A 21975-nucleotide genomic window follows, 5' to 3' on the forward strand; every position below is an offset into this window, starting at 1 on the left:
AATACCCTCGCGCAAGCCATTGCAGATTGCGGCAAGTCCTGCCAACACATGAGGCCGTGATGACAAAACCTGCCCCTATTCTCGAAATCGCCGACGCCTTCGCAGATGCAGCAACGCCGGCAAATTTTCCCCGCGCCGTGTTGCGATTTCGCAACAATCGATGGGCCTGCCATGTCGGTCTGGACAACTTGAGCGACACGGAATGGGCCGAACACTTCGCGCGTTTCCGGCCGCTTCCGGGCAATCTCGACCAGCCTCTCGCGCTCAGATATCACGGCCACCAGTTTGCCGTGTACAATCCGGAGCTTGGCGACGGGCGCGGCTTCCTGTTCGCGCAGCTACAGGATGACAGCGGCCGCTGGCTCGACCTTGGCACCAAGGGCTCCGGCCAGACACGCTGGTCCCGCCAGGGCGATGGCCGGCTGACGCTGAAAGGTGGCGTGCGCGAAGTCCTCGCGGCGCAATACCTGGAAGCGCATGGCGTGAAGACGTCGAAACCGTTCAGCCTGATCGAAACGGGCGAACAGCTAGCCCGCAATGACGAGCCCTCGCCAACACGATCGGCTGTGCTCGTCCGTCTCAGCCACAGCCATATCCGTTTCGGCACCTTCCAGCGCGTTGCCTATCATGAAGATCGCGAAAGCCTCGCGCGCCTGATCCGCCATTGCGCGCAGGTCTACTACCCCGATGTCGCCGATGAAGATCTCACCGTCATGGCGCCCGCCCTGCTTGAAAAGATCACGCGCGAGACCGCCCGCATGATCGCCGGCTGGATGACCACGGGCTTCGTACACGGCGTCATGAATACTGACAATTTCAACATTACCGGCGAGAGCTTCGACTACGGCCCGTGGCGCTTCCTGCCTTATTCGGACCCGAATTTCACCGCCGCCTATTTTGACCAGCAAGGCCTTTATCGCTTTGGCCGCCAACCCACCCAGGGCCTGTGGGCGCTTCAGCAGCTTGCCGCCACGCTCACCCTTGTCGCTGATGCAGAACCGCTCACCGATGCGCTGAAGACGTTTGAGGAGGCCTATCAGCGCGCCTTTGCCCGGCACACCCTCGCCCTTTTTGGCCTGAAAGACGGCGCCAGCCTTCAGGAGGACCTGGTCTTTCTTCAAACCCTTTATGGCTGGATGACAGAAACCGCAGCGAGCTGGCCGCAGGTCTTCTTCGACTGGTTCGGCGGCAGGCTGTCAGAGGAGCGCGCCACACGCAGCCCGCTCGCCTCGCGATACAAGGAAGAGAAATTCGCCGCCGTTCGCGACGGGCTTTATGCACGCGATGCCGAGCGGCCTGAACGTCTCGGCCATCCTTACTTTACCCGCGAAAAGCCTGTCTCACTCGTCTATGATGAGGTTGAAGCATTGTGGGCACCGATTGCGGAGCATGACGACTGGTCGGCTTTCGAGGCAAAACTCGACGATATCGAAACCGCCCGCCAGGCCCTTGACCTCGGCGACTCGGCTGTCGTTACGTAAACGGCCGCTGCGACATTCTTTTCGCTGCGCTGCAGCAAATTATGTGTCAAACAGCCGCCATCGATTTAAATGAGTGCGCAAGAAGACGCCCGGAGGGAAAAATGGACGCTGCAGTGAGCGAAAAAACGTCGCCCGTGATGGACGGCCTAATCGAGGCCATGAAAGAGGCGGTCATCAGCCTTGAAGCTTTTGGCGAGGATGCCAAGGCTTCGATGAAGCAGAGGCTGGCCCCCGGCGGCAAGCCCGACCGCAAGGCGCTCGACCTTCACCAGCATGCCGCGCACGGGCTTTCCTGGGTGATCACCTATGTCGAAACGCTGCGCGAGACGGCCCACTGGGCCGAGCGCATGCAGGCGGAGGGCAAGTTCGGCGAGATTGAGCAACTTCTCTCGCAGATCCTCTTCGCGGAATATTGCGCCCAGCTCGTCGGCGGCATCCCGATGAACCAGGGCGAGATCATCCGGGCCGCCGATCTCGGCGTCACCAAGGATGGCATGGCTCGCCTGTTCGAGCCGGCCGTCCAGCGTTTCATGACCGAAGGCAAGACGACCGAAGCCATGGCGGCGGCCGCAAGGCACCTGCCGGATTCGCTTGGCCGGGCCACGGTCGAGGAGACCGGTCTCGACGAAACGCTGACCATGATCCGCGACCAGTTCCGCCGCTTTTCCGACGACCGGATCGTGCCGCATGCCCATGAGTGGCACCTGAAGAACGATTACATCCCCATGCCGGTCGTCAAGGAGATGGCCGAGCTTGGTGTCTTCGGCCTCACCATCCCGGAAGAATATGGCGGGCTTGGCCTCGGCAAGACGAGCATGTGCGTCGTCTCCGAGGAGCTGTCGCGCGGCTATATCGGTGTCGGCTCGCTGGGCACGCGCTCGGAAATCGCCGCCGAGCTGCTGCTCACGGGCGGCACCGATGCCCAGAAGGAAAAATACCTTCCGGCCATCGCGTCCGGCGAAATCCTGCCCACGGCTGTCTTTACCGAGCCGAATACCGGTTCCGACCTTGGCTCGCTGCGCACGCGCGCAGTCAAGGAGGGCGACACTTACAAGATCACCGGCAACAAGACCTGGATCACCCACCCGGTCCGCGCCGACCTGATGACCGTGCTTGCACGCACGGACCCGGCGACGAACAATTTCTCCGGCCTGTCCATGTTCCTGGCTGAAAAGCCGCGCGGCGACGATGCCACACCCTTCCCGGCCGATGGCATGACCGGCGGCGAGATCGAGGTCATCGGCTATCGCGGCATGAAGGAATACGAGATCAGCTTTGACGGTTTCGAAGTGCCTGCCGCGAACCTGCTTGGCGAGGTTGAGGGCATGGGCTTCCGCCACCTGATGGCCACCTTCGAAGGCGCCCGCATCCAGACCGCCGCGCGCGCCATTGGCGTTGGCCAATGCGCACTCGAGCTCGGCCTTCGCTATGCGCTCGACCGCGAGCAGTTCGGCCGGCCGATCTTCGAATTCCCGCGCGTCTCCAACAAGCTTGTGATGATGGCCGCCGAACTCGTCGGCCTGCGCCAGCTCACCTACTTCTCGGCCCGCCAGAAGGATTCGGGCAAGCGCTGCGACCTCGAGGCCGGCATGGCGAAACTACTCGCCGCCCGCGTCTCATGGGCCGCCGCCGACAACGCCCTGCAAATCCATGGCGGCAACGGTTTTGCGCTGGAATACCCGATCTCGCGCGTGCTCGCCGATGCCCGGATCATGAACATCTTCGAGGGCGCTGGCGAAGTGCAGGCCATGGTGATCGCAAGACGGCTGGTGGAGCAGGGGAACTAGGACAGCTGGGGCTTCAACGGCCCAGCCCCTCAACCCTGACCGCCTGCGTGTGGCTTTCGAGGTCCCAGTGATAGGTGCCCGGCGCCGCGTCGTCCTGCGAAGCCGAGATGAAGGTCACCGGAAACTGGCAGAGGGCGAAGAAGGCCGACAGGGTGCGATGGGCGTATTCCGGCTCGCCATTGACCCCGCCGGCAGGAACAATCCGGTAGCCCAGCAGGTACTGGCCGAGCGTGGCCCGCCCGACCACCGGGTGCAGCCAGAAATAGCTGAACACCAGCGCGACCCCCGCGAGGATCGCCGCCGCCACATGGATCATCGACAGGAGCGGGTGCAGCACGAGGAAGAGCGCCACCATGTCGGCCAGGAAGGCTGCAAAGCGCCGCCAGAGCCGCACAGGCTCGCCGGTCTCCACAAGGTCACCTTCCGGGACATAACCGAACATGAAGGCCGCCAGCGCGAGGCCGGCAAAAAGCCGCACGGTACCTGGCTCGACGGCGAGGCCGAGCATCGGGACGCCAACCCAGAGCCCCATGATGACAAGAAAAACGGCCAGGACCATCCAGCGCTTCATGATGCCGCGTTTCTGCCCCGCTGGGTCTTGATGGGTCAATGCGGCCAAAGCGCAAATTTCGGTGAGCGGGCTGCTGCGCAGCGGGCCGGCTATGCCTGCCAATCGACAAATGCCCCGCGCCGGTCGTATACGGGCCGGGACTGACGAACGGAGCGAGCATGGACGAGGCGGACTGGAACTTCACCGAGCAGCAGGCCGAGACCGTCTGGACCTGCGAACAGCTACGCGACAAGCAGGGCGTCAAACCGCATAGCGACATCATGCTCGACCTGTTCTTCGCGCCCATTGATGGCGAGGAAGCCCGCCGCGAGGCCTTCGAGAAGGCGCTGTCCAGCTTCGGCTATGAGATTGCCGAAGCAGACGAGCCAGGCCAGGTCGCCGCCAGCATCGGTCCGATCCCCTTCACGCCACAGGATATCTGGCTGCATGAGGAGCGTACGACGAAGATGGCGCTTTCGCGCGGTTTCAAGCCGGATGGCTGGGGCTTTGCCGAGCCTGACTGAATTCGCCCTCCGGACACGCTCGCCTGCCCCGTCCGGCTTGACCTTTCGTGCGAAAAATCGCACCCCTCGCCGCCATCTAGGTGGCGTAGTTGAAATGGGAATGTTGCCATGCGCGTAGCAATGATCGGAACGGGCTATGTTGGCCTGGTAAGCGGAGCCTGTTTTGCCGATTTCGGTCACGTTGTGACCTGCGTCGACAAGGACGCCAGCAAGATCGAGCGCCTGAAGAAGGGCGAAATTCCGATCTATGAGCCGGGCCTCGACGACCTTGTCGCCCAGAATGTGAATGCCGGGCGCCTCAACTTCACGACCGAGGCGAAGGATGCGATCGCTGAAGCCGACGCCGTCTTCATCGCCGTCGGCACACCATCCCGTCGCGGCGACGGCCATGCCGACCTCTCCTATGTCTACGCCGCCGCCGAGGAAATCGCACAGCTCATGGACGGCTTCACGGTCGTGGTGACCAAGTCCACCGTGCCGGTCGGGACGGGTGACGAGGTCGAGGCGATCATCTCCAAGGCCAAGCCGAATGCCGATTTCGCCGTGGTCTCCAATCCCGAATTCCTGCGCGAAGGCGCGGCCATCAAGGACTTCAAGATCCCGGACCGCGTGGTCGTCGGCACCGACAGCGAACGCGCCCGCGAGGTGATGCGCGAGCTTTATCGCCCGCTTTTCCTGAACGAGACCCCGATCCTGTTCACGAGCCGTCGCACGTCCGAGCTGATCAAGTATGCGGCCAACGCCTTCCTTGCCGTGAAAATCACCTTCATCAATGAGATGGCTGACCTCTGTGAAGCCGTTGGCGCAAATGTCCAGGAAGTCTCACGCGGGATCGGTCTCGACGGGCGGATCGGCCGGAAATTCCTGAATGCCGGCCCGGGCTATGGCGGCTCCTGCTTCCCGAAGGATACGCTCGCGCTGACCCGCACGGCGAACGAGGCCGGCAGCCCTGTGCGCATCGTCGATACAGTGGTTGAGGTGAATGCTGCCCGCAAGAAGGCTATGGCCGCCAAGGTCATCAAGGCCATGGGCGGCGACGTCAAAGGCAAGACGATCGGCGTTCTTGGCCTAGCCTTCAAACCGAACACCGATGACATGCGCGATGCGCCCTCGCTCGACATTGTCCCGGCGTTGATCGAGGCTGGCGCGAAAGTCGTCGCCTACGACCCCGAAGGCATGCACGAGGCTCAGAAGCTGATGAGCGGGCTCGACTATGCCGAGGATGCCTATGGCGCCATCGAGGGCGCCGATGCCATGGTTATCATCACCGAGTGGGACCAGTTCCGTGCGCTTGACCTCGACCGCGTCAAGACGCTGCTCAAGAGCGATGTGGTCGTCGACCTGCGCAATATCTACGCGCCGGAAGACATGGCAAAACGAGGCTTTGAGTACACGTCCGTCGGTCGCCCCACCGTCGGTTAGGCTGAAAAGCCATACTGAAACGCACGCCGGTTTTCTCCTTCGCGGCGAAACCGCCGACGGAATTTCGTCTGTAAAGACTCGCGTCAGCCGGTAATATGGTTAATAAAGGCGTCTGGGCTTCAGAACTGGGGGCGCGGGGGCGTGGTTCTAGTCATCTTGATCATGATTGCCGTGCTTTGCGGGCGCGGGCTTACGCCACCACGGGGCGGTTTGGACGCACGCATACGGCGCCCGGAGTTTACGGCGAGTGCCTGAACCGCAGAACGAAGGTATGCGTCTGGCTTGACTTCGCACGCGCCCGGCCCGAATTCATTTTCATGAACGGAATGGCCGACGATATCGCCCACATCATCCAGCTGGCGGTCGCGCCGGTCTTCCTGATTGCGGGCATCGGTGCATTGCTCAATGTGCTGACCAACCGGCTTGGCCGGGTTGTTGACCGCACGCGCGCCCTTGAGGTGGAGCTGTCTATCGAACAGCCGCTGGAGACCCATCCGCGATGGGCCAAGGAGCTGGTCCTGCTCGACCGCCGCATGGCCTGGATCAACAAGGCGATCACGCTCTCGACGCTGGCCATGCTGCTGGTCTGTCTGGTGATTGTGACGCTGTTCACAGGACAGCTGATGTCCTTCGACCTGTCAGTCCTGATCTCGGTCCTGTTCATTTTGACCATGGCCGCCATGATCGCTGCGCTCGGAAGCTTCTTGTGGGAGATCCATGTGGCCGCCGCAATGCTGCGGGTCCGCACCGACCTGCTCGAACGCATGCAGGTCAAACGCAGCCGGTTCTTCTAGGCCGCCGGCGAGCGGAACATTGTCCGTGCCGAACGAGGACTGCTGCTCGTAAAAACTGACCAGACAGCCTGTAAGCCGGGTTCTGTTCCCCCATTTTCAGGGTTCGGCAACCATTCCTCTGGGAGCCCTGTCGCCAGGACCCTCACGCGACACACCCGGGGCGCAGGCTGGAAACGGCCCATGCGCACCCCCTATTTGGTCTTGCTCCAGGCGGGGTTTACCATGCCAGGGACGTTGCCGCCCCCGCGGTGGGCTCTTACCCCACCCTTTCACCCTTACTCCGGGCCAGGCCCGAAGCGGTCTGCTCTCTGTGGCACTTTCCCTCGGCTCGCACCGGGCGGACATTATCCGCCGCCTTGTCTCCATGGAGCCCGGACTTTCCTCCAGCAGCAGGTTACCCCACTACCAGCGGCTGCCCGGCTGTCTGGTCAGGTGGGGGATATAGTCATTTTGCAGACCAGGCGCCAGTCCTGGTTGCGCCCTATTCATTCCGTTGCACAAGCGGCATGACCCGTTCGCGCAACAGCACGACGAGTTCGTCCTGCATGTATTTATAGTCGTCCGGGATGCCGAGCACGCGAATGGTCTTTTGGGCGACGGCCTGGCGGAAATCGGCACGAATGCGGTTGGCATGCTTCTGCTCCATGGCGAGGATGACATCCGCCCAGCGTATGTCATCCAGCGTGACCTGCCAGTCCGCATCGCGGGCCGTTCCTGCGGACCGCGTCTCGATACCCGCAACCTCGCTGAACACGGCTTCGCCGGTCGGGCTGCGCAGGCGGTTACGCGAGCAGATGAATAACAGTCGCAAGGGCTCGGCATCCGCCATGAGCATCTCCCATTCGCGATAGGGCCAGATCCTGCCAGTCTGCAGCGCCCGGCGCAGCTTGTTAGCCCGCCGGTAGATCAGCTTCCACTGCTTTTGTTCAAAACCGCGATAGCTTGGCGGCCCGTGACGACCGTCATGCTTGCGGGCAAGCGCGCGCCGCTCGGCACGCGAGTTCGGGTGAGACATTGTGTTCCTCGTTTCTATTGCCATTCGGGTCAGCAGCCGCGGCAATACGAGAACACGCTGGAGGCGCGATATATGACCGGGCACGGCAAGATGCAAGGAATTTGAAAGCCACCTGTTTGAATGTCTGGCCATGGAGCGTGTGCTGCGCCATGCTGGCCCGGCGGCCGCCAAGCGCGGGGGAGTGAATGGAAGCCTGGCTGAACAAGCTACCACTGCCGGCGGCGGTCAAGGACTGGGTCCTGCTGCCGCTCTGGCATGCGATCCTCCGCCTGTCGAAGCCGGAAGTCCGCATCGTGTCGGGCGGGATCAGCTTTTATGCCCTCTTCTCGGTCTTTCCGCTGATCTACCTCACCCTGGCCCTCTTGTTCTCGCTGCTGCCGCACGACTTGTCCGAGAGCCTGTCTTCGACCATCGACCAGGTGCTGATCTCCGCCGTCGCGCCCCTCAAGCAGGCCGACCTGACCGCCATCCGGGATGCAACGCCGCAAGGCCTGACGGTGCGCGCCTTCATCGCGATCCTGATCGTCTTCTACACGGCCAGTTCCGGCGCGAAGGCCGCCATTACAGGTATCCGCATGGTGGCCGGCAGCGAGAAACGATCGAACATCATCCGCTTTCAGGGCGTCTCTCTTTTGATGACGACCCTGCTTATCTGTCTCGTCTGGCTGCTCGGCGCGCTGCAACTGCTGATGTCCTTCGTGACCGAAAGGCAGGGTATCGTTGCTTTCGAACTGGCCCAGCGGATCTCGGAACTCGCCTCGCAGCTCTGGATCGGCAAGTTCCTGGCCTGTTTTGCGATCTTCTATCTGATCATCTCTCTTTCCCTGCATGGGCGGATCAGCTCCGGCCGGGCTATGACAGCGGGCGCGGCGGCCGGCGCCTTCTCGTGGGCCATCGCAACCTGGGCCTATCACCTCTATCTCAGGGTCTCGGTGCTCGACACCTTCTACGGGGCACTGGCTTCCGTCATCCTGGGTTTTATCTGGCTGCTCGTGTCGGTTTCGTCGCTACTGCTCGGGGCAGCGCTGACCGTCGAGTGGTCGCGGCGGATTTCCGGTGAAGGCCTGGACCCGGACGAAGCCATAGCTTCCAGTGAAGACGATCAGCTCGCCAAATAGAGGTCGGCAACGGCGAAAGCGACGGAGCGGGTGTCGGCATCGACAAGCCCATCCACTCGCGCTGGCCGCCAGCGCCGCTGGAACGCCGTCACTGCCGCGCCGAGGTCACTTGTATCGTATCCGATCGCTTGCAGGGCCGCGTCGATCGAGGGCCGTTGGCTTGCTTCAAGGCTGAGCGGCCAAAGCCCGATGCCCTGACCGGCAAGCCGCGCCCACGGGAAATGCTCGCCCGGGTCCTGCTTGCGGGTCGGCGCGATGTCGCTGTGGCCGACAATGCGCGTCTGGGGAATGGACCAGCGCGCAACAATGTCACGGGACAGCGCGATCACCGCATCGATCTGATCGGCCGGATAGGGCGGCAGGCGCCCGTCCTTCAGCCGCCAGTCATGTCCGCCATTCACGATCTCGATCCCGATGGAGCGCGAATTCAGCTCCTCCTCACCCTGCCATCGCGAGACGCCGGCATGCCAAGCGCGTTTGTCCTCATCGACCAGCTGGACGACGTCCCCGCTTTCCCAGACCATGTAGTGCGCCGAGACCGAAGCCTCCGGGTCGCACATCCGTTCGAGCGCCGCCTCGCCGGTCTGCATGCCGGTATAATGCAGGACCAGCATGCTGACCGGGAAACGCCGGTCGTCAAAATTCGGGCTCGGCTGCTGGGCTATCTCGCTCATCTCGGGGATGAAATCCTTTCCGTGATCGAGGCCTCGGGCAAGGCCTTGTTGCCGCGCACCGCAATGACAAAGACCCCGCCCAGCGAGATGGCCGCGCCGACGACCAGCCTCAGCGTCAGCGGCTCGTTCAGCAGCACGATGGACAGGATGACGCCCCAGATCGGCGTCATCAGGGTCAGCGGCGACAATAGTGAAATATCGTACTTCTTGATCAGCGTGTAGAAGGCACCGTGGCCAAACACGCTGACGCCCAGTACCGCAAAGGCGGTCGCGATCCAGACCAGCCAGCCACCCGCAACATAAGAAGCGACCTGTCCCTGCTCGACGACAAGGGAGAACAGGATAAGCGGCGCGAAACTGAACATGCCGAGCCAGGCCTGCAGCTGCAGGGCGCTGATTGGAGCCATGCGCTTCATCAGGATGCCGCCAACCGACCCGATAAAGGCCGAGGCTATGACATAGAGAAGGCCATAGCTGACGGAAAAGCTGCCAGGATCGAACGCGATCAGCGTCACGCCCGCAAAGGCAAGCATGATGCCCAGCCCTCGCCGCCAGCCGACTTTTTCGCCCAGGAAGGCCATGCTCATCAGGGTTGAGAAGGGAACACCCAGCTGGCCGGTAACCGACACCGCGCTCGCTTCGGCATGTGCAAGCCCCATGAAAAGCAACGTGAAATGCACGCCGCCCATGCACATGGATATCATGAAGAGCATCCCCATCTGCTTTGGCAGAGGCAAAAGAAAGGGGATGAGCACCAGCGCAATGCCCGCGAAGCGCACACCGGCAAAGAAGATGGGCGGCACGCCGGCATCGGCCACGACCCAACGGGTCACGACAAGGTTCAGCCCCCAGACGAAGCAGACGGCGAATAGAAGGACGAAATCCCTGAATCCCATTTGCGCCCGTCTAGCAGCAAATGCGCACAAAAGTCAGGCACTATATTCCGGTCAGCTCGGCCGTGACTGCTCATACGGGCTGTCGAGCGAGAAGGTCGGGATGCGGGCGGCGATTTCCTCGCCGGTCTCGCTGACCATGGTGTAATTGCCGCCCATCATGCCAGACGGGGCCGCCAGTGGCGCGCCGGAGGAGTAGCGAAAGGATTCGCCGGGCTCGAGGCGCGGCTGCTGTCCGACGACGCCCTCGCCATCGACGATCTGACGGCGGCCCTGGCTGTCGACAATCTCCCAGTGGCGGGTCGTCAGCGTCCAGGTCTGTTCCGACCCGTTCTCGATCTCAACCGTATATTGCCAGACATACTGGCCGGAGGCCGGGCGCGACTCATCATGCAGGAAACGCGGCTGGACGCGGATTTTCACGCCGCGAGTGTCGGCTTCGTAGACCGGTGGCGGAGGACGTCCTGCCATGTTGTCTGGTACTCCCTTAAGGGCCTACATGGCATCGAGAGCCGCGAGGATGTCCGCCTCGAGGTCGCCGGCATCTTCAAGGCCCACCGAAATGCGAATCCAGCTTTCGTCGAGCCCCATGGAGGCCCGTTCCTCTTCGTTCAACGCGCGATGGGTTGTTGAAGCGGGATGGCAAGCCAGCGATTTCGTGTCACCTAAATTGTTTGAAATGTCCACAAGCTTCATGGCATTCAGCACACGGAATGCTTCGGGCCGGCCACCCTTCACCGAGAAGGCAACAAGTGTTCCGCCCTCGGACATTTGTTTGGCGTGAATCGTGTAGTGCGGGTGGTCCGTGCGCCCGGGATAGCGCACGGCTTTTACATTGGCATGGCCAGCGATCGCATCGGCCAGGCGCGCGGCATTCCGGCTCGCCTGGCGCACGCGCAAGTCCAGCGTTTCAAGGCCCTTCAGCACCACCCAGGCATTGAAGGGCGAGGGTGCCGGACCGGTATGGCGGATCCACGGATCGATATATTCCTCGATCCAGTCAGACGGCCCGCATATCGCCCCGGCGAGGACACGGCCCTGCCCGTCCATGTGCTTGGTCGCCGAATAGACGGAAATGTCCGCGCCAAGCTCCAGCGGCTTCTGGAGGATTGGCGTGGCGAACACATTGTCCACGACCAACTTGGCGCCCGCCGCATGCGCAAGCTCGGCGACCGCGGCGATATCAACAGCCTCCAGAAGCGGATTCGAAGGCGATTCGATCAGGACAAGCTTCGCCGGTTTCGACAGCGCCTTCTTCCAGGCATCGAGGTCTGAGCCCTGCACGAACTCAGTCTCCACGCCATAGCGCGGCAGGATGGTCTGGCAGATGACACGGCAAGAGCCGAAAAGCGCGCTGGCGGCGACCACCCGGTCACCCTGCCCGACCGGCGCGATCATCGTTGTCGAGATCGCCCCCATGCCGGACGCGGTGACACGGCAGGTCTCTGAGCCTTCGAGCATGGTAAGCCGGTCTTCCAGCATCCGCACAGTCGGATTGGCATAGCGCGAATAGACAAAGCCTTCCTCTTCGCCAGCCATACGGGCAGCCGCCTGTTCGGCGCTGTCATAGGCATAGCCGGAGGTCAGGAAGAGCGCTTCGGACGTCTCGCCAAACTGGGAGCGCATGGTGCCGCCGCGAACGAGTTTGGTCGCCGGCTTCCAGTCTTTTCCATCGCGCGTGGACATGGCGATCAGTCCTTCCATTAAAGAGCGCTCCGCTCTAAGCCTTTTTCCTGAAAGGGATCAAGGGATGGCTGAAGCGACGCCGGGCGTTCTGCCCGATACCGACATCGCAGCCCTGTTCGAAACAGGGGCAATTCGCTCGACGGATAGGCTGGACGATGACCAGATCCAGCCGGCCAGCCTCGACCTGCGCCTCGGGCCGGATGCCTACCGGATCCGCGCCTCCTTCCTGCCAGGACCGAACCGCTCGGTCACCGATGTCCTGCAGGAGCCGGGCATCGAGCTTCACCGGATCGACCTGACCGTGCAGGGCGCGGTGCTGGAGACCGGCTGTGTCTATCTCGTGCCGCTGATGGAATCGCTGCGCCTGCCACCGGGCATTTCCGGCCGCGCCAATCCGAAAAGCTCGACCGGGCGGATCGATGTCTTCACCCGCCTCGTCACCAATCGCGGAAAAACCTTCGACGATATCGCGACCGGCTATTCCGGTCCGCTCTGGCTGGAAATCAGCCCGCGCACCTTCTCCATCTTTGTGCGGCCGGGTGACCGGCTCGCCCAGCTGCGCCTGCGCCGCGGCAAACCGCAGAACACCTCTGAGAAGACCGTCTCTATCGACATGCAGACGGGCGATGGCCCCGTCGGCTGGCGCGCCAAGCGGCACGCGCCGCTGATCGACCTGCGGGGGATCGGCCGACATGAAGTCGCTGACTTCTGGGAGCCGCTCTTCCCGCACAAGGGCCGGCTCGTCCTCAATCCGGACGACTTCTATATCCTGGCCTCGCGCGAGAGCGTGAAGGTCGCCGGCACCAAGGCTGCGGAGATGGCGCCGATCGCCCCTGAACTCGGTGAGTTCCGAGCCCATTATGCCGGCTTCTTCGATCCCGGCTTCGGCACAAACGAGGGCGGCTCCCGTGCCGTCCTGGAAGTGCGCTCACGCGATGTGCCTTTTATTCTCGAACACGGCCAGCCCGTCGCCAAGCTGGTCTATGAAGACATGGCCGCAAAGCCGGGCGCACTCTATGGCAGCGCCACGAGCAATTATCAGGGCCAGGGCCTGAAACTGTCGAAGCACTTCCAGGCGCCGAAGGCCTGAGGCTGGACAGCGCGCAGCAAGTGCGCTCGACTGTTCCCCTTATCGAGCCCCAAAGGACCGCGACATGAAACATGCCCTCTTCCTCTCCGCCGGCTTTCTGGCGCTTGCAGCCTGCAACGGTTCCGGCGAGGACGTTGGCGCCGGCCAGGCCGACAGCCTCAAGGCAGACTGTATCGTCATCGCGAATGACCCTGAAGGCGTCGAAGAAATTGCGAGCATGGGCACGGATGCCGAGGGCTTCTGCTCCTGCGTCGAGCGTGTCGTGGCCGCCATGCCCGAGGATGACGGCGCAAGCGTAAAGTCGATCATGAGCAAGGTCGCCGATGGCATGCAGGAAACCGGGCGCGGGACCGAGGATGTCGTCGGCGGGATGATTTCCGATGCCATGGCGAATCCGGATGATATGGACGCGCAGGCGACCCAGACCGGCGTCCGTCTGGTCGGCGGCATGTTCGACGACATTGCCGATGGCTTCGAGGAAACCGGCAACTGCCCGGCGAGCTGACGGTGATTGACTTCCGCATGGTGAGGCGTGCTCTCTGACGTCAAACTGCCCGCGTAAAGACGGGTCATCAGGAGGACACGTCATGAGCCATGATCTCATTATCCGCAACGGCTTCGTTGCCGACGGCACTGGCGAACCCGGCCGCGAAGCCGACATTGCGATAGACAATGGCCGCATCGCCCATGTCGGCAAGGTGCCAGGCAAAGGCCTGCAGGAGATCGACGCCAAGGGCCAGCTCGTCACGCCCGGCTTCGTCGATGTGCACACCCATTATGACGGCCAGGTCACCTGGGGCGATACGCTGACTCCCTCTTCCATCCATGGCGTGACGACCGCTGTGATGGGCAATTGCGGGGTCGGTTTCGCGCCCTGCAAGCCCGAAGACCATGACCGGCTCATCCGGCTGATGGAGGGCGTCGAGGACATTCCGTTCCCTGTCCTGTCCACCGGCCTTCCCTGGGACTGGGAGAGCTTCCCTGACTATCTGAACAGCCTCACGCGGAAGCGTTTCGACATCGACTTCGCGGCCCAGCTGCCGCATGCCGCACTGCGCGTCTTCGTCATGGGCGAACGCGGCGCCAATCGCGAGGAAGCCACCGAGACGGAAATCGCACAGATGGCAAGGCTCGCGAAAGAAGCCGTCGAAGCCGGCGCACTCGGCTTCTCGACCTCCCGCACGCTCAATCACCGTACCTCCGACGGCCAGCCAACCCCGACCCTGACCGCCTCTGAATCCGAACTCACCGGCATCGCCATGGCGCTCAAAGAGGCCGGCAAGGGCGTGCTCCAGTTTGTGTCCGACTTCGACGATCCAAAAAAGGAAGCGGCCATGCTGCGCCGGATTGTCGAGGCCTCCGGCCGGCCGCTTTCGGTATCGCTTGCCCAATCGGATCGCGCGCCGGAAGGGTGGCGGGTCCTGCTGGCCTCGATCGAGCAGGCCGTCGAAGAGGGGCTGCCGATGCGCGCCCAGGTCTGCGGGCGGCCAGTGGGCGTACTGCTCGGCCTTGAGCTCACCATGAACCCGTTCACCGCCCATCCGGTTTTCCAGGAAATCAAGGACAAGCCGCTCGCCGAGAAGGTCGCAGCGCTGCGCGATCCGGATTTCCGCGCCCGCCTGCTCGCGAGCCGGCCGGATCCCGACAATCCCTTTGTCAAAAGCCTGCTGCGCCAGTTCGGCAAACTCTTCACGCTGGATGCCGTGCCGGACTATGAGCCAACCGCCGACCGCACGGTCGAAGCCATCGCGAAAGCGCGCGGCGTCTCGAACGAAGAGGCTGCACTCGACATACTGCTCGAGGATGACGGCCACGGCATGCTCTACCTGCCCTTCCTCAACTACGCGCAAGGGTCGCTCGATCCATCATATGAGATGCTGAAAAGCCCGGCGACCATTCCCGGCCTTTCCGATGGCGGCGCGCATGTCGGCATGATCTGCGACGGCTCCCTCCCGACCAGCATGCTGACCCACTGGACACGTGATCGTACACGCGGTGATCGCTTCCCGGTCGAATGGATCGTCAAGCGCCAGACCGCCGATACCGCCCACTGGGTCGGGCTCAACGACCGCGGTCTCATCGTCCCCAGTTACCGTGCGGATCTCAATGTCATCGATTATGATCGGCTGACCCTGCACCGTCCGGAAATCCTGCACGACCTGCCGGCTGGCGGGCGGCGGCTGATGCAGCGCGCCTCTGGCTATACGGCGACCATCGTCGCCGGTGAGATCATCTACCGCGATGGTGACCCGACCGGTGCAAAACCCGGCCAACTTGTGCGCGGCGCGCAACACTCTCCGGAAATATCCCGGATTGCGGCCGAATAGGACAAATTTACTCGATCTCAGTAGGTTTGCACTAACACCCTGGCATCACATCTCGCCTGTCAGGCGAATCGTGAGGGGACGCCGCATGTCGGAACAGACACTGGAAGCAATGGCCGTCGTGGCGAGCGTTTTTGCTGCCATCTTCGCGTTTCGCGCGCTCTATGTCGTGGCGTTCTACAGGTCATGGACGCTCGCCGAACTGCTGGGCATGCAGGACGATGGCTGGGAAAGCGAACGAATGAAGAAGAACCGCCGGACGTTCTGGCGCTAGGCCTGCTCCCTGGCTGGCTTGATGTCCTGTTCCTCGACATCCTGAAAGCGGTCTGCACCGGCAAGCTCCGGGAAGAGGCGCGTCCAGGCAAGTGCCGTGACGATCGCCATGCACCCGCCGAAGACGACTGCACCCACCGGTCCGAGCAGGCGGGCGGCTACGCCGCTCTCGAATTCCCCCAGTTCATTCGACGCCGACACGAAGATGAAGGAGACCGATGTCACGCGGCCCTTCATCTCATCCGGTGTTGCCAACTGGATCAGCGAAGCGCGCACATAGACCGAGATCTCGTCAGCCGCCCCGGTCACGATCAGCGCCAGCATGGACAGCCAGAAGAATGGCGACAGGCCGAAGACGAGCGTAGCGACGCCATAGATCCCCACCGCCCACATCATCCATGGGCCGACCCGCTGCGACAGCGGCCTTGAGGCCAGGATGAAGGCAACAGTCGCAGCCCCGATGGCCGGCGAGGCGGCCAGCAGGCCGAGCCCTTCCTGGCCGACATGCAGGATGTCCCGTGCGAACACAGGCAGCAGCGCCTTCGCGCCGCCAAAGAAGACGACGACCAGGTCCAGCGAAATCGCGCCGAGCACGATCTTGTTGCGCCGGATATAACCAAGCCCCTCGAAAACCATCGACCAGCCACGCGCATTGGCGAGCTTCTTGTGCGCGGGCGTCTTTGCTGTCGAAATGGCGAGAATGGCGAAAGTGACCAGCACAATGGCCACGCAGTACACCGTCGCTGCGCTGAAGAAGCCATAGATCAGGCCGCCCGCTGCCGGTCCGATGATCACAGCCGTCTGGAAGCCGAGCGAGTTCCAGGCAATCGCATTCGGCAGTTCCTGGCGCGGCACCAGTTGCGGGAAAAGGGAATTGGCGGCGGCCGGCGTGAACGCATTCACGCAGCCGAGCAGCGCCGCAACACAGAAGATGATCGGCAACGCACTCCCGGCCGGCAGGAAAACCGAAGCGAGGAGGGCAAAGGACAGGAGCAGCCTGATCACATTCGCGATGATCAGGATCATCTTGCGGTTCAGCCTGTCCGCCGCCTGCCCGCCCAGCAGGGACAGCAACAGGACCGGGACGAACTGGGTCAGCCCCACAAGCCCCAGGAGGAAGGCCGCTTCCTCGATGCTCCAGCCGAGCCCGCCCGTTTCTGCAGGCCGGCGCGCAAGATCGTAGACCTGATAGCCGATCGTGATCGCTTCCATCTGACGAGCAGCCGCAATCGAGACCCGCATCGACCAGTAGTGCAGGTAGGCACGGTGGCGAAACACCTGGAGGGACGGAGCAAGAGCCATGGGAGCGCTGTCCTAACGCTTCGTGAGAACGGCGCAACGGGAAAGACATGACAAGGTCACTTGATATGATAAGTGACCTTGTCTAAATGTCAAGGAAACTCGACAACGTGAAGGAAACTGAACATGGCCCAAGTCGGATTCAACGCCGCCAAGAAGCGGTATCACCGCATATTCTGGCCTGCCATGGCCGCTTACGTCGCAATCGTGCTCACCGGGGCGTGGATCGTCGACAAGGAAACCACGCCGAAATGGATTGCGGGCAGCATTGCGGTTGCAACGGCCATTCCAGTCTGCATCGCTCTGTGGGCGATTGTCCGCTGGATGAGCGAGACCGACGAGTACACCCGCATCAAGCACCTCAAAGGTTTTGCCCGCGGGGCCGCGCTGACCATTTCAGGCGTCTTTGTCATCGGCTTCATGCAGCTGTTCGAGGTTATCGACGATTTCGAAGTCTTCTGGGTCGGCCCTGCCTTCTTCCTGGCTTATGGACTGGCAACCTGCCTGCCCGACCTCTTCGGCAAGACAGTGTGAGAGGCGTGAGCGATGGAAAACATCATCCGCACGCTGCGCGCTGAACATGGATGGAGTCAGGCGGCACTGGCTGAAAAGCTGGACGTCTCCCGCCAGTCAGTGAACGCCATCGAAACCGGCAAGTACGACCCGTCCCTGCCACTTGCATTCGCCATTGCCCGCCTGTTCGGCAAGACGATCGAGGAGGTTTTCTTCGACGGGGTGGGCAATCAGAAGGCTGCCGAGTAGAATTTCTCCCGGAGGAATCGGGGAAGGAAAAATGACTACGAGACACCTGATTGTGGCAAGCGCTGCTCTGGCGCTTGTCGCATCGTGCGGCGGCCCAAGCATTATTGACGATGCGAAAAACGCACGGCTTGCCAAATGCCCGTCGAACGACATCGGCACGATCGTGAACAATTTCTACAACACGACCAGCTGGACGGCCTACAATTGCGAAACAGAGACCACGAAGGAAGTCTATGCCGAAGGCGAGATCATGTTCGCCGGTGCCTATAAAACGGCACGGCTTGGCTTTCTCTATGATGAAACCACCGGCCACGTGACCCTCATGGGCGTTGATTTCTCCGGACAGGACCAACCGATGGGTATCGCTACCGCCCTCATTGAGAAGATGTGTGAGGAAGCGCGCTAATCAGGCCGAGCAGCTGCCGCCGCCAAGAACGCAGAAGCTGGCGCACCAGGCATGGTTGAGCTGGACAGGCGCTGCCGTCGCCTCCGACAGCGTTTCGCCAAGCTCGAATTGCGCGTCATAGGGCAGAAGCGTGCAGGCGGTCACGACCGGCCTTGCCGCCCCTTGCCGCTTCACGACCATGCGCTGACTTGCGCACATCATGTCGGACGGATCGACATTCAGGATGCTCCAGCAGGCGGTGGTGATCTCAGGCGGGTCGTCGCCTTCGATCATTTCGGGAAACAGGACAAGCTGACGGGCGTCAGACGGATCGATACCCAGTCCAAACCGCCGGATCAGCGCCCCATAGCCCGCGCGGGCCTTCGCATCGTCATCGCTCAGCGCCTGCCGGCCGGCAATTGCAAGACGAAAGCCCTCGCCAGCCAGCCAGGAAAGCCCCTCAAGCGCTGCCGCGAATGAACCGGTCCCGCGCTCCTCATCGTGCGGCGCCTCCAGGTAATGATCCATCGAGACCCGTAGCGTCATCTGCCCGCCAAAGCGCGCTTTCAGGGCGAGCAGGCCCTCTCGGATGCGCGGGCGCATCATCGGGCGCATTGCATTTGTCAGCAGCAGCAGCGTGTGGCCGCGTGAGAGGATCGCCTCCATGATCGCCAGAATGTCCGGGCACATGAACGGCTCACCACCCGTGATCCCGATTTCCTTCGTGCCATCGCCGAGCGCATCGATCTCATCGAGGAAGGGCATGACATCGCCCAGCGTCAGATAGGCCAGGTCGTCATTGGTTGGCGAACTTTTGATATAGCAATTGCGGCATGCGATATTGCAGAGCGTCCCGGTGTTGAGCCAGAGCGTCTTGAGCCCGCGCCAGTCGACGCTGCCGCGCGTTTCACCCTTGGCGGTCACAAAGGGATCGTGGAACTTCTGCTGAATCAGGGTCGTATGCGCCATGACCCGCGAGACTATGCGCACGACCGCGCAAGGCAAGCGGCTGCACGCAGGCGATGACACAGATGTGATTCAGCTTGACGCAGCCAACCGCCATGGCAAAGCATGCTCGCCGTCGCGGGTGTAGCTCAATGGTAGAGCAGAAGCTTCCCAAGCTTAAGACGAGGGTTCGATTCCCTTCACCCGCTCCAGCCGCCTATTTTTCCGGAATCCAGCTGAGATCCAGCTGGTCATACCGGTCTATATAGCCTGAGCACGCCGACAGCTCGTCCTCATCGATCAGGCGGATCAGTGAACCATGCCGCTTCAGGGCGCCCTCTTCCTCCAGCCGCGAGAACGTCCGGCTGACATGCACACTGGTCATGCCGACAACATCGCCGATATCGGTCTGGTTCAGCGGACAGTGGAAGCTGTCGCGCAGGAGCGGGTTCATCAGCTTCAGGCGGCCGAAGGTCTGCTGCGCAAAGAGGGCAAGTTTTGCCACCGCGCTGTTGCGACGGAACACCGAGGCACGGTCCTCCTGTTCGGCGCTCTCGATCATCGCGATCGTCAGAAGCAAGGACGCGAGCCTTGGCGAGCGCTCCAGCAGGTTTGACATGTTCTTGCGCGGGAAGGGACACAAAATCGCGTCCGACCGGGCAATGATCCGATACGGGGTCGCAGCATACGGCACCTGGGAGGAACCGATGATGTCGCCAGGAAGGTGAACACGCACAATCGTCCTCTGGCCGCCCGAGCTGAACGACTCCGAAATCAGCCAGCCTTTCTTGAGGACGAAGAGGTCGTTGCACGGCGCTCCGGCCTCGACGATCACATCACCGGACCTGGCTTCATTGCGATTGCGCTCAAGGTCGGCCATCAGGCCCGCCTGCTCTTCTGTAATAGGTGCAAGCGTGCGCAGCTTTTCCGCCAGGCAGCTGTCTGCCTGCTCGCACGGCTCTACATAATCTGGTCCCGAAAGTGTCATCAGTCTTCTCATTTGCGGCTAAATCAGCAGGGAATTCAGGGCCCTGCTGCTTTCCATCAGCTCGCTATAGTGACGATCCATCAGGGAAATAGTTCCGGGCCATTTCTGGGCAATTCGAGGGCCGTTTCGCGCAAGAAAAAGCCGGCAGGAAGCGCTAGTTCCTTGCCGGCATTTAAGATTTTCGCGGATGCGGGCCGCTGTCAGCTTATATCCCACTGACCGCGCACGATCGGCCTGAGTGGCCCATCGACCCGTCTGTGCGCGATGTGTTCCGGGCGGGGTCTGGACGCAGAAAAGGGCTGCTCCAGCCGATTGGACCACGCATTGAAGACGAAAAACGCGTTCATCCGCTCGAATGGTGTGATGTTCCCACTTGAGGCGTGCAGCGTGTTGCAGTCAAAAATCACGACCGATCCAGCCTTGGGCGCAGGTGCCTCAATGCCACCGGCCTCGACCATGGCTGAAATCGACGCCCTGTCCGGGATTCCCGTTCTCTGACGTTTCAGGGAAGACTTGTAATTTTCATCCGGCGTTTCGCCGACACAGGCGATGAACTGCTTCTGGCTGCCAGGGACGAACATGACGGGCCCGGCCTGCGGATGGTTGTCGGTCAACATCACGGACATCGAAAGCGCCCGCATCCGTGGCATGCCATCCTCCGCATGCCAGGTTTCAAAATCCGAATGCCAGTAGAATTCCTTGCCGGTGAAAGCCGGCTTGTAGTTCAGGCGCGACTGATGGATGTAGACCTCATCATCGAGAATGAATCGGGCGAGACCTGCCAGGCGCGGATCGCGCGAGATAAGGTCGAATTCGTCGCTTTGACGATGGGGTGCAAATACCGAGCGCACCGCCCCTGCATCCGGCTCGCTGATGACGGTTTCCCGCGCCAGGCTGGCGGGGTGAGCGCGCATCGCCTCGGCGGTCGAACGCATCTGCTCGACTTCGCGGGGCGAGAAGACATTTTCGAGGACCAGAAAGCCGTCGCGATCGAACGCGGTTAGCGCATCGCGGTTCAACGGGGCCCCGCTCCAGTCGCCATTGTGGACGACCGGTTCCTGGCGAGCGATGCGCTGCGGGCTGCCGGCCAGTCGGGTCTGGTAAAGATCCTTTCCTACCTGTTGCATGTCAGTTGCTATTTCCTCTGTTCTGATGCCGGTATTTCCGGGACCGGCTCTGCCTCAACTCAAGAACGGATTCTCGTTCGTCATCCGTCGCGGCCCCCTACGCACGGACACACCAATGAGTTGCAGGCAAAAACAGAAACCGCACGCTCAGATAATCTCGGTTAAGAGATCGGCTGTGAACCATGAGGATGGACGGCGGGGCGGCCCGTCATGCATAAGCCGCCCATGAGCCCTGACTTGCTTCTTTCGTTGGCCGACCGGATCGGTGTTTTCGTCTTCGCCATTTCCGGCGGGGTTCTCGCCGTGCGCAAACAGATGGACTTTCTGGGCGTGATCGTCCTCGCCTTCCTGCCCGCCATTGGCGGCGGCACGCTGCGGGACATCATCCTCGATGAGCCAGTCTTCTGGCTTAACGACACCGTGACGCTCCTACTGGCTGTAGCCGGCGGGCTTGCGGCCTTCTTCTTCTACCGCTTCGTCAGCCGCTTCCGGGCGCTTCGCTGGCCGGACGCGGTCGGCATGTCGCTATTTGCCGTGTCCGGTGCGGCGAAAGCCATGGCGCTCGGCCACGGTTTCCTCGTTGTCTTGATCATGGGCGCAATGACAGCCAGCGCAGGCGGGCTGATCCGCGACGTCGTGGCCAACGAAGAACCGCTGGTGCTGAAGGACGGGGAGCTGTATGCGACCTGCGCGCTCGCCGGGTCTCTGGTCTATTTCGGCGCCGCCAGCCTTGGCCTCGGGGAAACGATTGCCTTTGCGGCTGGCATGACGACGGCATTCATGCTTCGCGCCGGTGCGATCCTGTTCGGCCTGTCCCTGCCGCGCGCGAAAGGCTGAG

General features: G+C 62.1%; 24 protein-coding genes, 1 tRNA gene and 1 other RNA gene. 15 read left to right on the forward strand and 11 right to left on the reverse strand.

All coding sequences use genetic code 11. The features are described from left to right. The first annotated feature begins 59 nt into the window (after positions 1–59). Positions 60–1481, forward strand: coding sequence for a protein adenylyltransferase SelO family protein (locus D1223_RS04960; RefSeq protein WP_119375334.1), 1422 nt, complete (start codon positions 60–62; stop codon positions 1479–1481). A 101-nt stretch (positions 1482–1582) separates the two neighbouring features. Beyond that, complete coding sequence (locus tag D1223_RS04965; protein ID WP_119375335.1) at positions 1583–3268, forward strand: acyl-CoA dehydrogenase family protein; 1686 nt, start codon at positions 1583–1585, stop codon at positions 3266–3268. Positions 3269–3281: 13 nt separating this feature from the next. Here the strand turns inward: D1223_RS04965 and D1223_RS04970 are convergent, their stop codons facing one another. Next, positions 3282–3839: an RDD family protein gene (locus D1223_RS04970; protein ID WP_119375336.1), complete on the reverse strand. Its 558-nt coding sequence runs from the start codon at positions 3837–3839 to the stop codon at positions 3282–3284. A 158-nt stretch (positions 3840–3997) separates the two neighbouring features. Here D1223_RS04970 and D1223_RS04975 point away from each other — a divergent pair, with 158 nt between their 5' ends. From D1223_RS04975 to D1223_RS04985, 3 genes are all read left to right on the forward strand, one after another. After that, entirely contained in the window at positions 3998–4342 is a 345-nt protein-coding gene (locus D1223_RS04975; protein WP_119375337.1) for a hypothetical protein, read from the forward strand. Positions 4343–4450: 108 nt separating this feature from the next. Then, positions 4451–5764: a UDP-glucose dehydrogenase family protein gene (locus D1223_RS04980; protein WP_119375338.1), complete on the forward strand. Its 1314-nt coding sequence runs from the start codon at positions 4451–4453 to the stop codon at positions 5762–5764. A gap of 317 nt (positions 5765–6081) precedes the next feature. After that, complete coding sequence (locus tag D1223_RS04985) at positions 6082–6558, forward strand: DUF2721 domain-containing protein (RefSeq protein WP_119376040.1); 477 nt, start codon at positions 6082–6084, stop codon at positions 6556–6558. Between the two features lie 55 nt (positions 6559–6613). Here the strand turns inward: D1223_RS04985 and rnpB are convergent. Both rnpB and D1223_RS04995 read right to left on the reverse strand, forming a co-directional pair. Next, an RNA gene (gene rnpB / locus D1223_RS04990) (RNase P RNA component class A) lies at positions 6614–6986 on the reverse strand. 53 nt (positions 6987–7039) lie between these two features. Beyond that, complete coding sequence (locus D1223_RS04995) at positions 7040–7573, reverse strand: low molecular weight protein tyrosine phosphatase family protein (RefSeq protein WP_233353048.1); 534 nt, start codon at positions 7571–7573, stop codon at positions 7040–7042. Between the two features lie 185 nt (positions 7574–7758). On the opposite strand from D1223_RS04995, the gene D1223_RS05000 reads away from it, so the two are divergent. Beyond that, on the forward strand, positions 7759–8691 hold the full coding sequence (locus D1223_RS05000; protein WP_119375339.1) for a YhjD/YihY/BrkB family envelope integrity protein: 933 nt from the start codon (positions 7759–7761) through the stop codon (positions 8689–8691). Here the strand turns inward: D1223_RS05000 and D1223_RS05005 are convergent. Genes D1223_RS05005 through metZ form a run of 4 tightly spaced genes read right to left on the reverse strand, consistent with a single transcriptional unit; the run spans position 8676 to position 11962 of the window. Beyond that, entirely contained in the window at positions 8676–9365 is a 690-nt protein-coding gene (locus D1223_RS05005; protein WP_119375340.1) for an N-acetylmuramoyl-L-alanine amidase, read from the reverse strand. The genes D1223_RS05000 and D1223_RS05005 overlap by 16 nt on opposite strands. Then, positions 9362–10261 (reverse strand): DMT family transporter, encoded by a 900-nt coding sequence (locus D1223_RS05010; protein ID WP_119375341.1) that lies wholly within the window; start codon positions 10259–10261, stop codon positions 9362–9364. The genes D1223_RS05005 and D1223_RS05010 overlap by 4 nt, the downstream gene beginning before the upstream one ends. Positions 10262–10312: 51 nt before the next feature. Further along, on the reverse strand, positions 10313–10729 hold the full coding sequence (gene apaG / locus D1223_RS05015; RefSeq protein ID WP_119375342.1) for a Co2+/Mg2+ efflux protein ApaG: 417 nt from the start codon (positions 10727–10729) through the stop codon (positions 10313–10315). 24 nt (positions 10730–10753) lie between these two features. Beyond that, the gene (gene metZ, locus D1223_RS05020; protein ID WP_233353049.1) at positions 10754–11962 is read right to left on the reverse strand and encodes an O-succinylhomoserine sulfhydrylase; all 1209 of its coding nucleotides are present in this window, start codon (positions 11960–11962) and stop codon (positions 10754–10756) included. A 46-nt stretch (positions 11963–12008) separates the two neighbouring features. On the opposite strand from metZ, the gene D1223_RS05025 reads away from it, so the two are divergent. The 4 genes from D1223_RS05025 (at position 12009) to D1223_RS05040 (ending at position 15632) form a co-directional block, all read left to right on the forward strand. Continuing rightward, the gene (locus tag D1223_RS05025; RefSeq protein WP_119375343.1) at positions 12009–13034 is read left to right on the forward strand and encodes a 2'-deoxycytidine 5'-triphosphate deaminase; all 1026 of its coding nucleotides are present in this window, start codon (positions 12009–12011) and stop codon (positions 13032–13034) included. Between the two features lie 64 nt (positions 13035–13098). Next, entirely contained in the window at positions 13099–13539 is a 441-nt protein-coding gene (locus tag D1223_RS05030; RefSeq protein ID WP_119375344.1) for a hypothetical protein, read from the forward strand. A gap of 82 nt (positions 13540–13621) precedes the next feature. Continuing rightward, the gene (locus D1223_RS05035; RefSeq protein ID WP_119375345.1) at positions 13622–15361 is read left to right on the forward strand and encodes an N-acyl-D-amino-acid deacylase family protein; all 1740 of its coding nucleotides are present in this window, start codon (positions 13622–13624) and stop codon (positions 15359–15361) included. 85 nt (positions 15362–15446) lie between these two features. Next, positions 15447–15632: a hypothetical protein gene (locus tag D1223_RS05040; RefSeq protein ID WP_119375346.1), complete on the forward strand. Its 186-nt coding sequence runs from the start codon at positions 15447–15449 to the stop codon at positions 15630–15632. On the opposite strand, the gene D1223_RS05045 is transcribed toward D1223_RS05040, so the two are convergent. Further along, a complete protein-coding gene (locus tag D1223_RS05045) occupies positions 15629–16933 on the reverse strand; it encodes an MFS transporter (RefSeq protein WP_119375347.1) in 1305 nt (434 codons plus the stop codon). The genes D1223_RS05040 and D1223_RS05045 overlap by 4 nt on opposite strands. A gap of 123 nt (positions 16934–17056) precedes the next feature. Here D1223_RS05045 and D1223_RS05050 point away from each other — a divergent pair, with 123 nt between their 5' ends. From D1223_RS05050 to D1223_RS05060, 3 genes are read left to right on the forward strand one after another with little or no spacing between them, the layout of a single operon-like run. Continuing rightward, positions 17057–17464, forward strand: a complete 408-nt coding sequence (locus D1223_RS05050; protein ID WP_119375348.1) for a hypothetical protein — start codon at positions 17057–17059, stop codon at positions 17462–17464. A 12-nt stretch (positions 17465–17476) separates the two neighbouring features. Next, entirely contained in the window at positions 17477–17692 is a 216-nt protein-coding gene (locus D1223_RS05055; RefSeq protein WP_119375349.1) for a helix-turn-helix transcriptional regulator, read from the forward strand. Between the two features lie 31 nt (positions 17693–17723). Next, entirely contained in the window at positions 17724–18098 is a 375-nt protein-coding gene (locus D1223_RS05060) for a hypothetical protein (protein WP_147372684.1), read from the forward strand. Here D1223_RS05060 and D1223_RS05065 read toward each other — a convergent pair whose 3' ends face one another. Continuing rightward, the gene (locus D1223_RS05065; protein ID WP_119375351.1) at positions 18099–19046 is read right to left on the reverse strand and encodes a radical SAM protein; all 948 of its coding nucleotides are present in this window, start codon (positions 19044–19046) and stop codon (positions 18099–18101) included. A 114-nt stretch (positions 19047–19160) separates the two neighbouring features. On the opposite strand from D1223_RS05065, the gene D1223_RS05070 reads away from it, so the two are divergent. Next, positions 19161–19234, forward strand: a tRNA-Gly gene (locus D1223_RS05070). Positions 19235–19239: 5 nt separating this feature from the next. On the opposite strand, the gene D1223_RS05075 is transcribed toward D1223_RS05070, so the two are convergent. Together D1223_RS05075 and thpD are read right to left on the reverse strand one after the other, a co-directional pair. Then, positions 19240–20010 carry a Crp/Fnr family transcriptional regulator gene (locus D1223_RS05075; RefSeq protein ID WP_158588409.1) on the reverse strand — a complete coding sequence of 257 codons (771 nt, stop codon included), beginning with the start codon at positions 20008–20010 and terminating at the stop codon, positions 19240–19242. Between the two features lie 200 nt (positions 20011–20210). Continuing rightward, entirely contained in the window at positions 20211–21137 is a 927-nt protein-coding gene (thpD, locus tag D1223_RS05080; RefSeq protein ID WP_119375353.1) for an ectoine hydroxylase, read from the reverse strand. A gap of 225 nt (positions 21138–21362) precedes the next feature. Between thpD and D1223_RS05085 the strand changes: the two genes are divergently transcribed. Further along, positions 21363–21974 (forward strand): trimeric intracellular cation channel family protein, encoded by a 612-nt coding sequence (locus D1223_RS05085; RefSeq protein WP_158586531.1) that lies wholly within the window; start codon positions 21363–21365, stop codon positions 21972–21974. Position 21975: the final 1 nt, after the last annotated feature.

It is taken from the genome of Henriciella mobilis, assembly GCF_003576285.1.
Classification (GTDB): Bacteria; Pseudomonadota; Alphaproteobacteria; order Caulobacterales; family Hyphomonadaceae; genus Henriciella; species Henriciella mobilis.

What these genes read in the sequence shown, in the direction of transcription:
- apaG (WP_119375342.1), bottom strand. Translation starts at nt 10,729, where the DNA reads ATGGCAGGACGTCCTCCGCCACCGGTCTACGAAGCCGACACTCGCGGC.
- D1223_RS05055 (WP_119375349.1), top strand. Translation starts at nt 17,477, where the DNA reads ATGGAAAACATCATCCGCACGCTGCGCGCTGAACATGGATGGAGTCAG.
- D1223_RS05060 (WP_147372684.1), top strand. Translation starts at nt 17,724, where the DNA reads ATGACTACGAGACACCTGATTGTGGCAAGCGCTGCTCTGGCGCTTGTC.
- D1223_RS05085 (WP_158586531.1), top strand. Translation starts at nt 21,363, where the DNA reads ATGAGCCCTGACTTGCTTCTTTCGTTGGCCGACCGGATCGGTGTTTTC.
- D1223_RS04970 (WP_119375336.1), bottom strand. Translation starts at nt 3,839, where the DNA reads ATGAAGCGCTGGATGGTCCTGGCCGTTTTTCTTGTCATCATGGGGCTC.
- thpD (WP_119375353.1), bottom strand. Translation starts at nt 21,137, where the DNA reads ATGCAACAGGTAGGAAAGGATCTTTACCAGACCCGACTGGCCGGCAGC.
- metZ (WP_233353049.1), bottom strand. Translation starts at nt 11,962, where the DNA reads ATGGAAGGACTGATCGCCATGTCCACGCGCGATGGAAAAGACTGGAAG.
- D1223_RS05035 (WP_119375345.1), top strand. Translation starts at nt 13,622, where the DNA reads ATGAGCCATGATCTCATTATCCGCAACGGCTTCGTTGCCGACGGCACT.
- D1223_RS05050 (WP_119375348.1), top strand. Translation starts at nt 17,057, where the DNA reads ATGGCCCAAGTCGGATTCAACGCCGCCAAGAAGCGGTATCACCGCATA.
- D1223_RS05000 (WP_119375339.1), top strand. Translation starts at nt 7,759, where the DNA reads ATGGAAGCCTGGCTGAACAAGCTACCACTGCCGGCGGCGGTCAAGGAC.
- D1223_RS05025 (WP_119375343.1), top strand. Translation starts at nt 12,009, where the DNA reads ATGGCTGAAGCGACGCCGGGCGTTCTGCCCGATACCGACATCGCAGCC.
- D1223_RS05010 (WP_119375341.1), bottom strand. Translation starts at nt 10,261, where the DNA reads ATGGGATTCAGGGATTTCGTCCTTCTATTCGCCGTCTGCTTCGTCTGG.
- D1223_RS04980 (WP_119375338.1), top strand. Translation starts at nt 4,451, where the DNA reads ATGCGCGTAGCAATGATCGGAACGGGCTATGTTGGCCTGGTAAGCGGA.
- D1223_RS04975 (WP_119375337.1), top strand. Translation starts at nt 3,998, where the DNA reads ATGGACGAGGCGGACTGGAACTTCACCGAGCAGCAGGCCGAGACCGTC.
- D1223_RS05030 (WP_119375344.1), top strand. Translation starts at nt 13,099, where the DNA reads ATGAAACATGCCCTCTTCCTCTCCGCCGGCTTTCTGGCGCTTGCAGCC.
- D1223_RS04985 (WP_119376040.1), top strand. Translation starts at nt 6,082, where the DNA reads ATGAACGGAATGGCCGACGATATCGCCCACATCATCCAGCTGGCGGTC.
- D1223_RS05065 (WP_119375351.1), bottom strand. Translation starts at nt 19,046, where the DNA reads ATGGCGCATACGACCCTGATTCAGCAGAAGTTCCACGATCCCTTTGTG.
- D1223_RS04965 (WP_119375335.1), top strand. Translation starts at nt 1,583, where the DNA reads ATGGACGCTGCAGTGAGCGAAAAAACGTCGCCCGTGATGGACGGCCTA.
- D1223_RS04995 (WP_233353048.1), bottom strand. Translation starts at nt 7,573, where the DNA reads ATGTCTCACCCGAACTCGCGTGCCGAGCGGCGCGCGCTTGCCCGCAAG.
- D1223_RS04960 (WP_119375334.1), top strand. Translation starts at nt 60, where the DNA reads ATGACAAAACCTGCCCCTATTCTCGAAATCGCCGACGCCTTCGCAGAT.
- D1223_RS05075 (WP_158588409.1), bottom strand. Translation starts at nt 20,010, where the DNA reads ATGACACTTTCGGGACCAGATTATGTAGAGCCGTGCGAGCAGGCAGAC.
- D1223_RS05045 (WP_119375347.1), bottom strand. Translation starts at nt 16,933, where the DNA reads ATGGCTCTTGCTCCGTCCCTCCAGGTGTTTCGCCACCGTGCCTACCTG.
- D1223_RS05005 (WP_119375340.1), bottom strand. Translation starts at nt 9,365, where the DNA reads ATGAGCGAGATAGCCCAGCAGCCGAGCCCGAATTTTGACGACCGGCGT.
- D1223_RS05040 (WP_119375346.1), top strand. Translation starts at nt 15,447, where the DNA reads ATGTCGGAACAGACACTGGAAGCAATGGCCGTCGTGGCGAGCGTTTTT.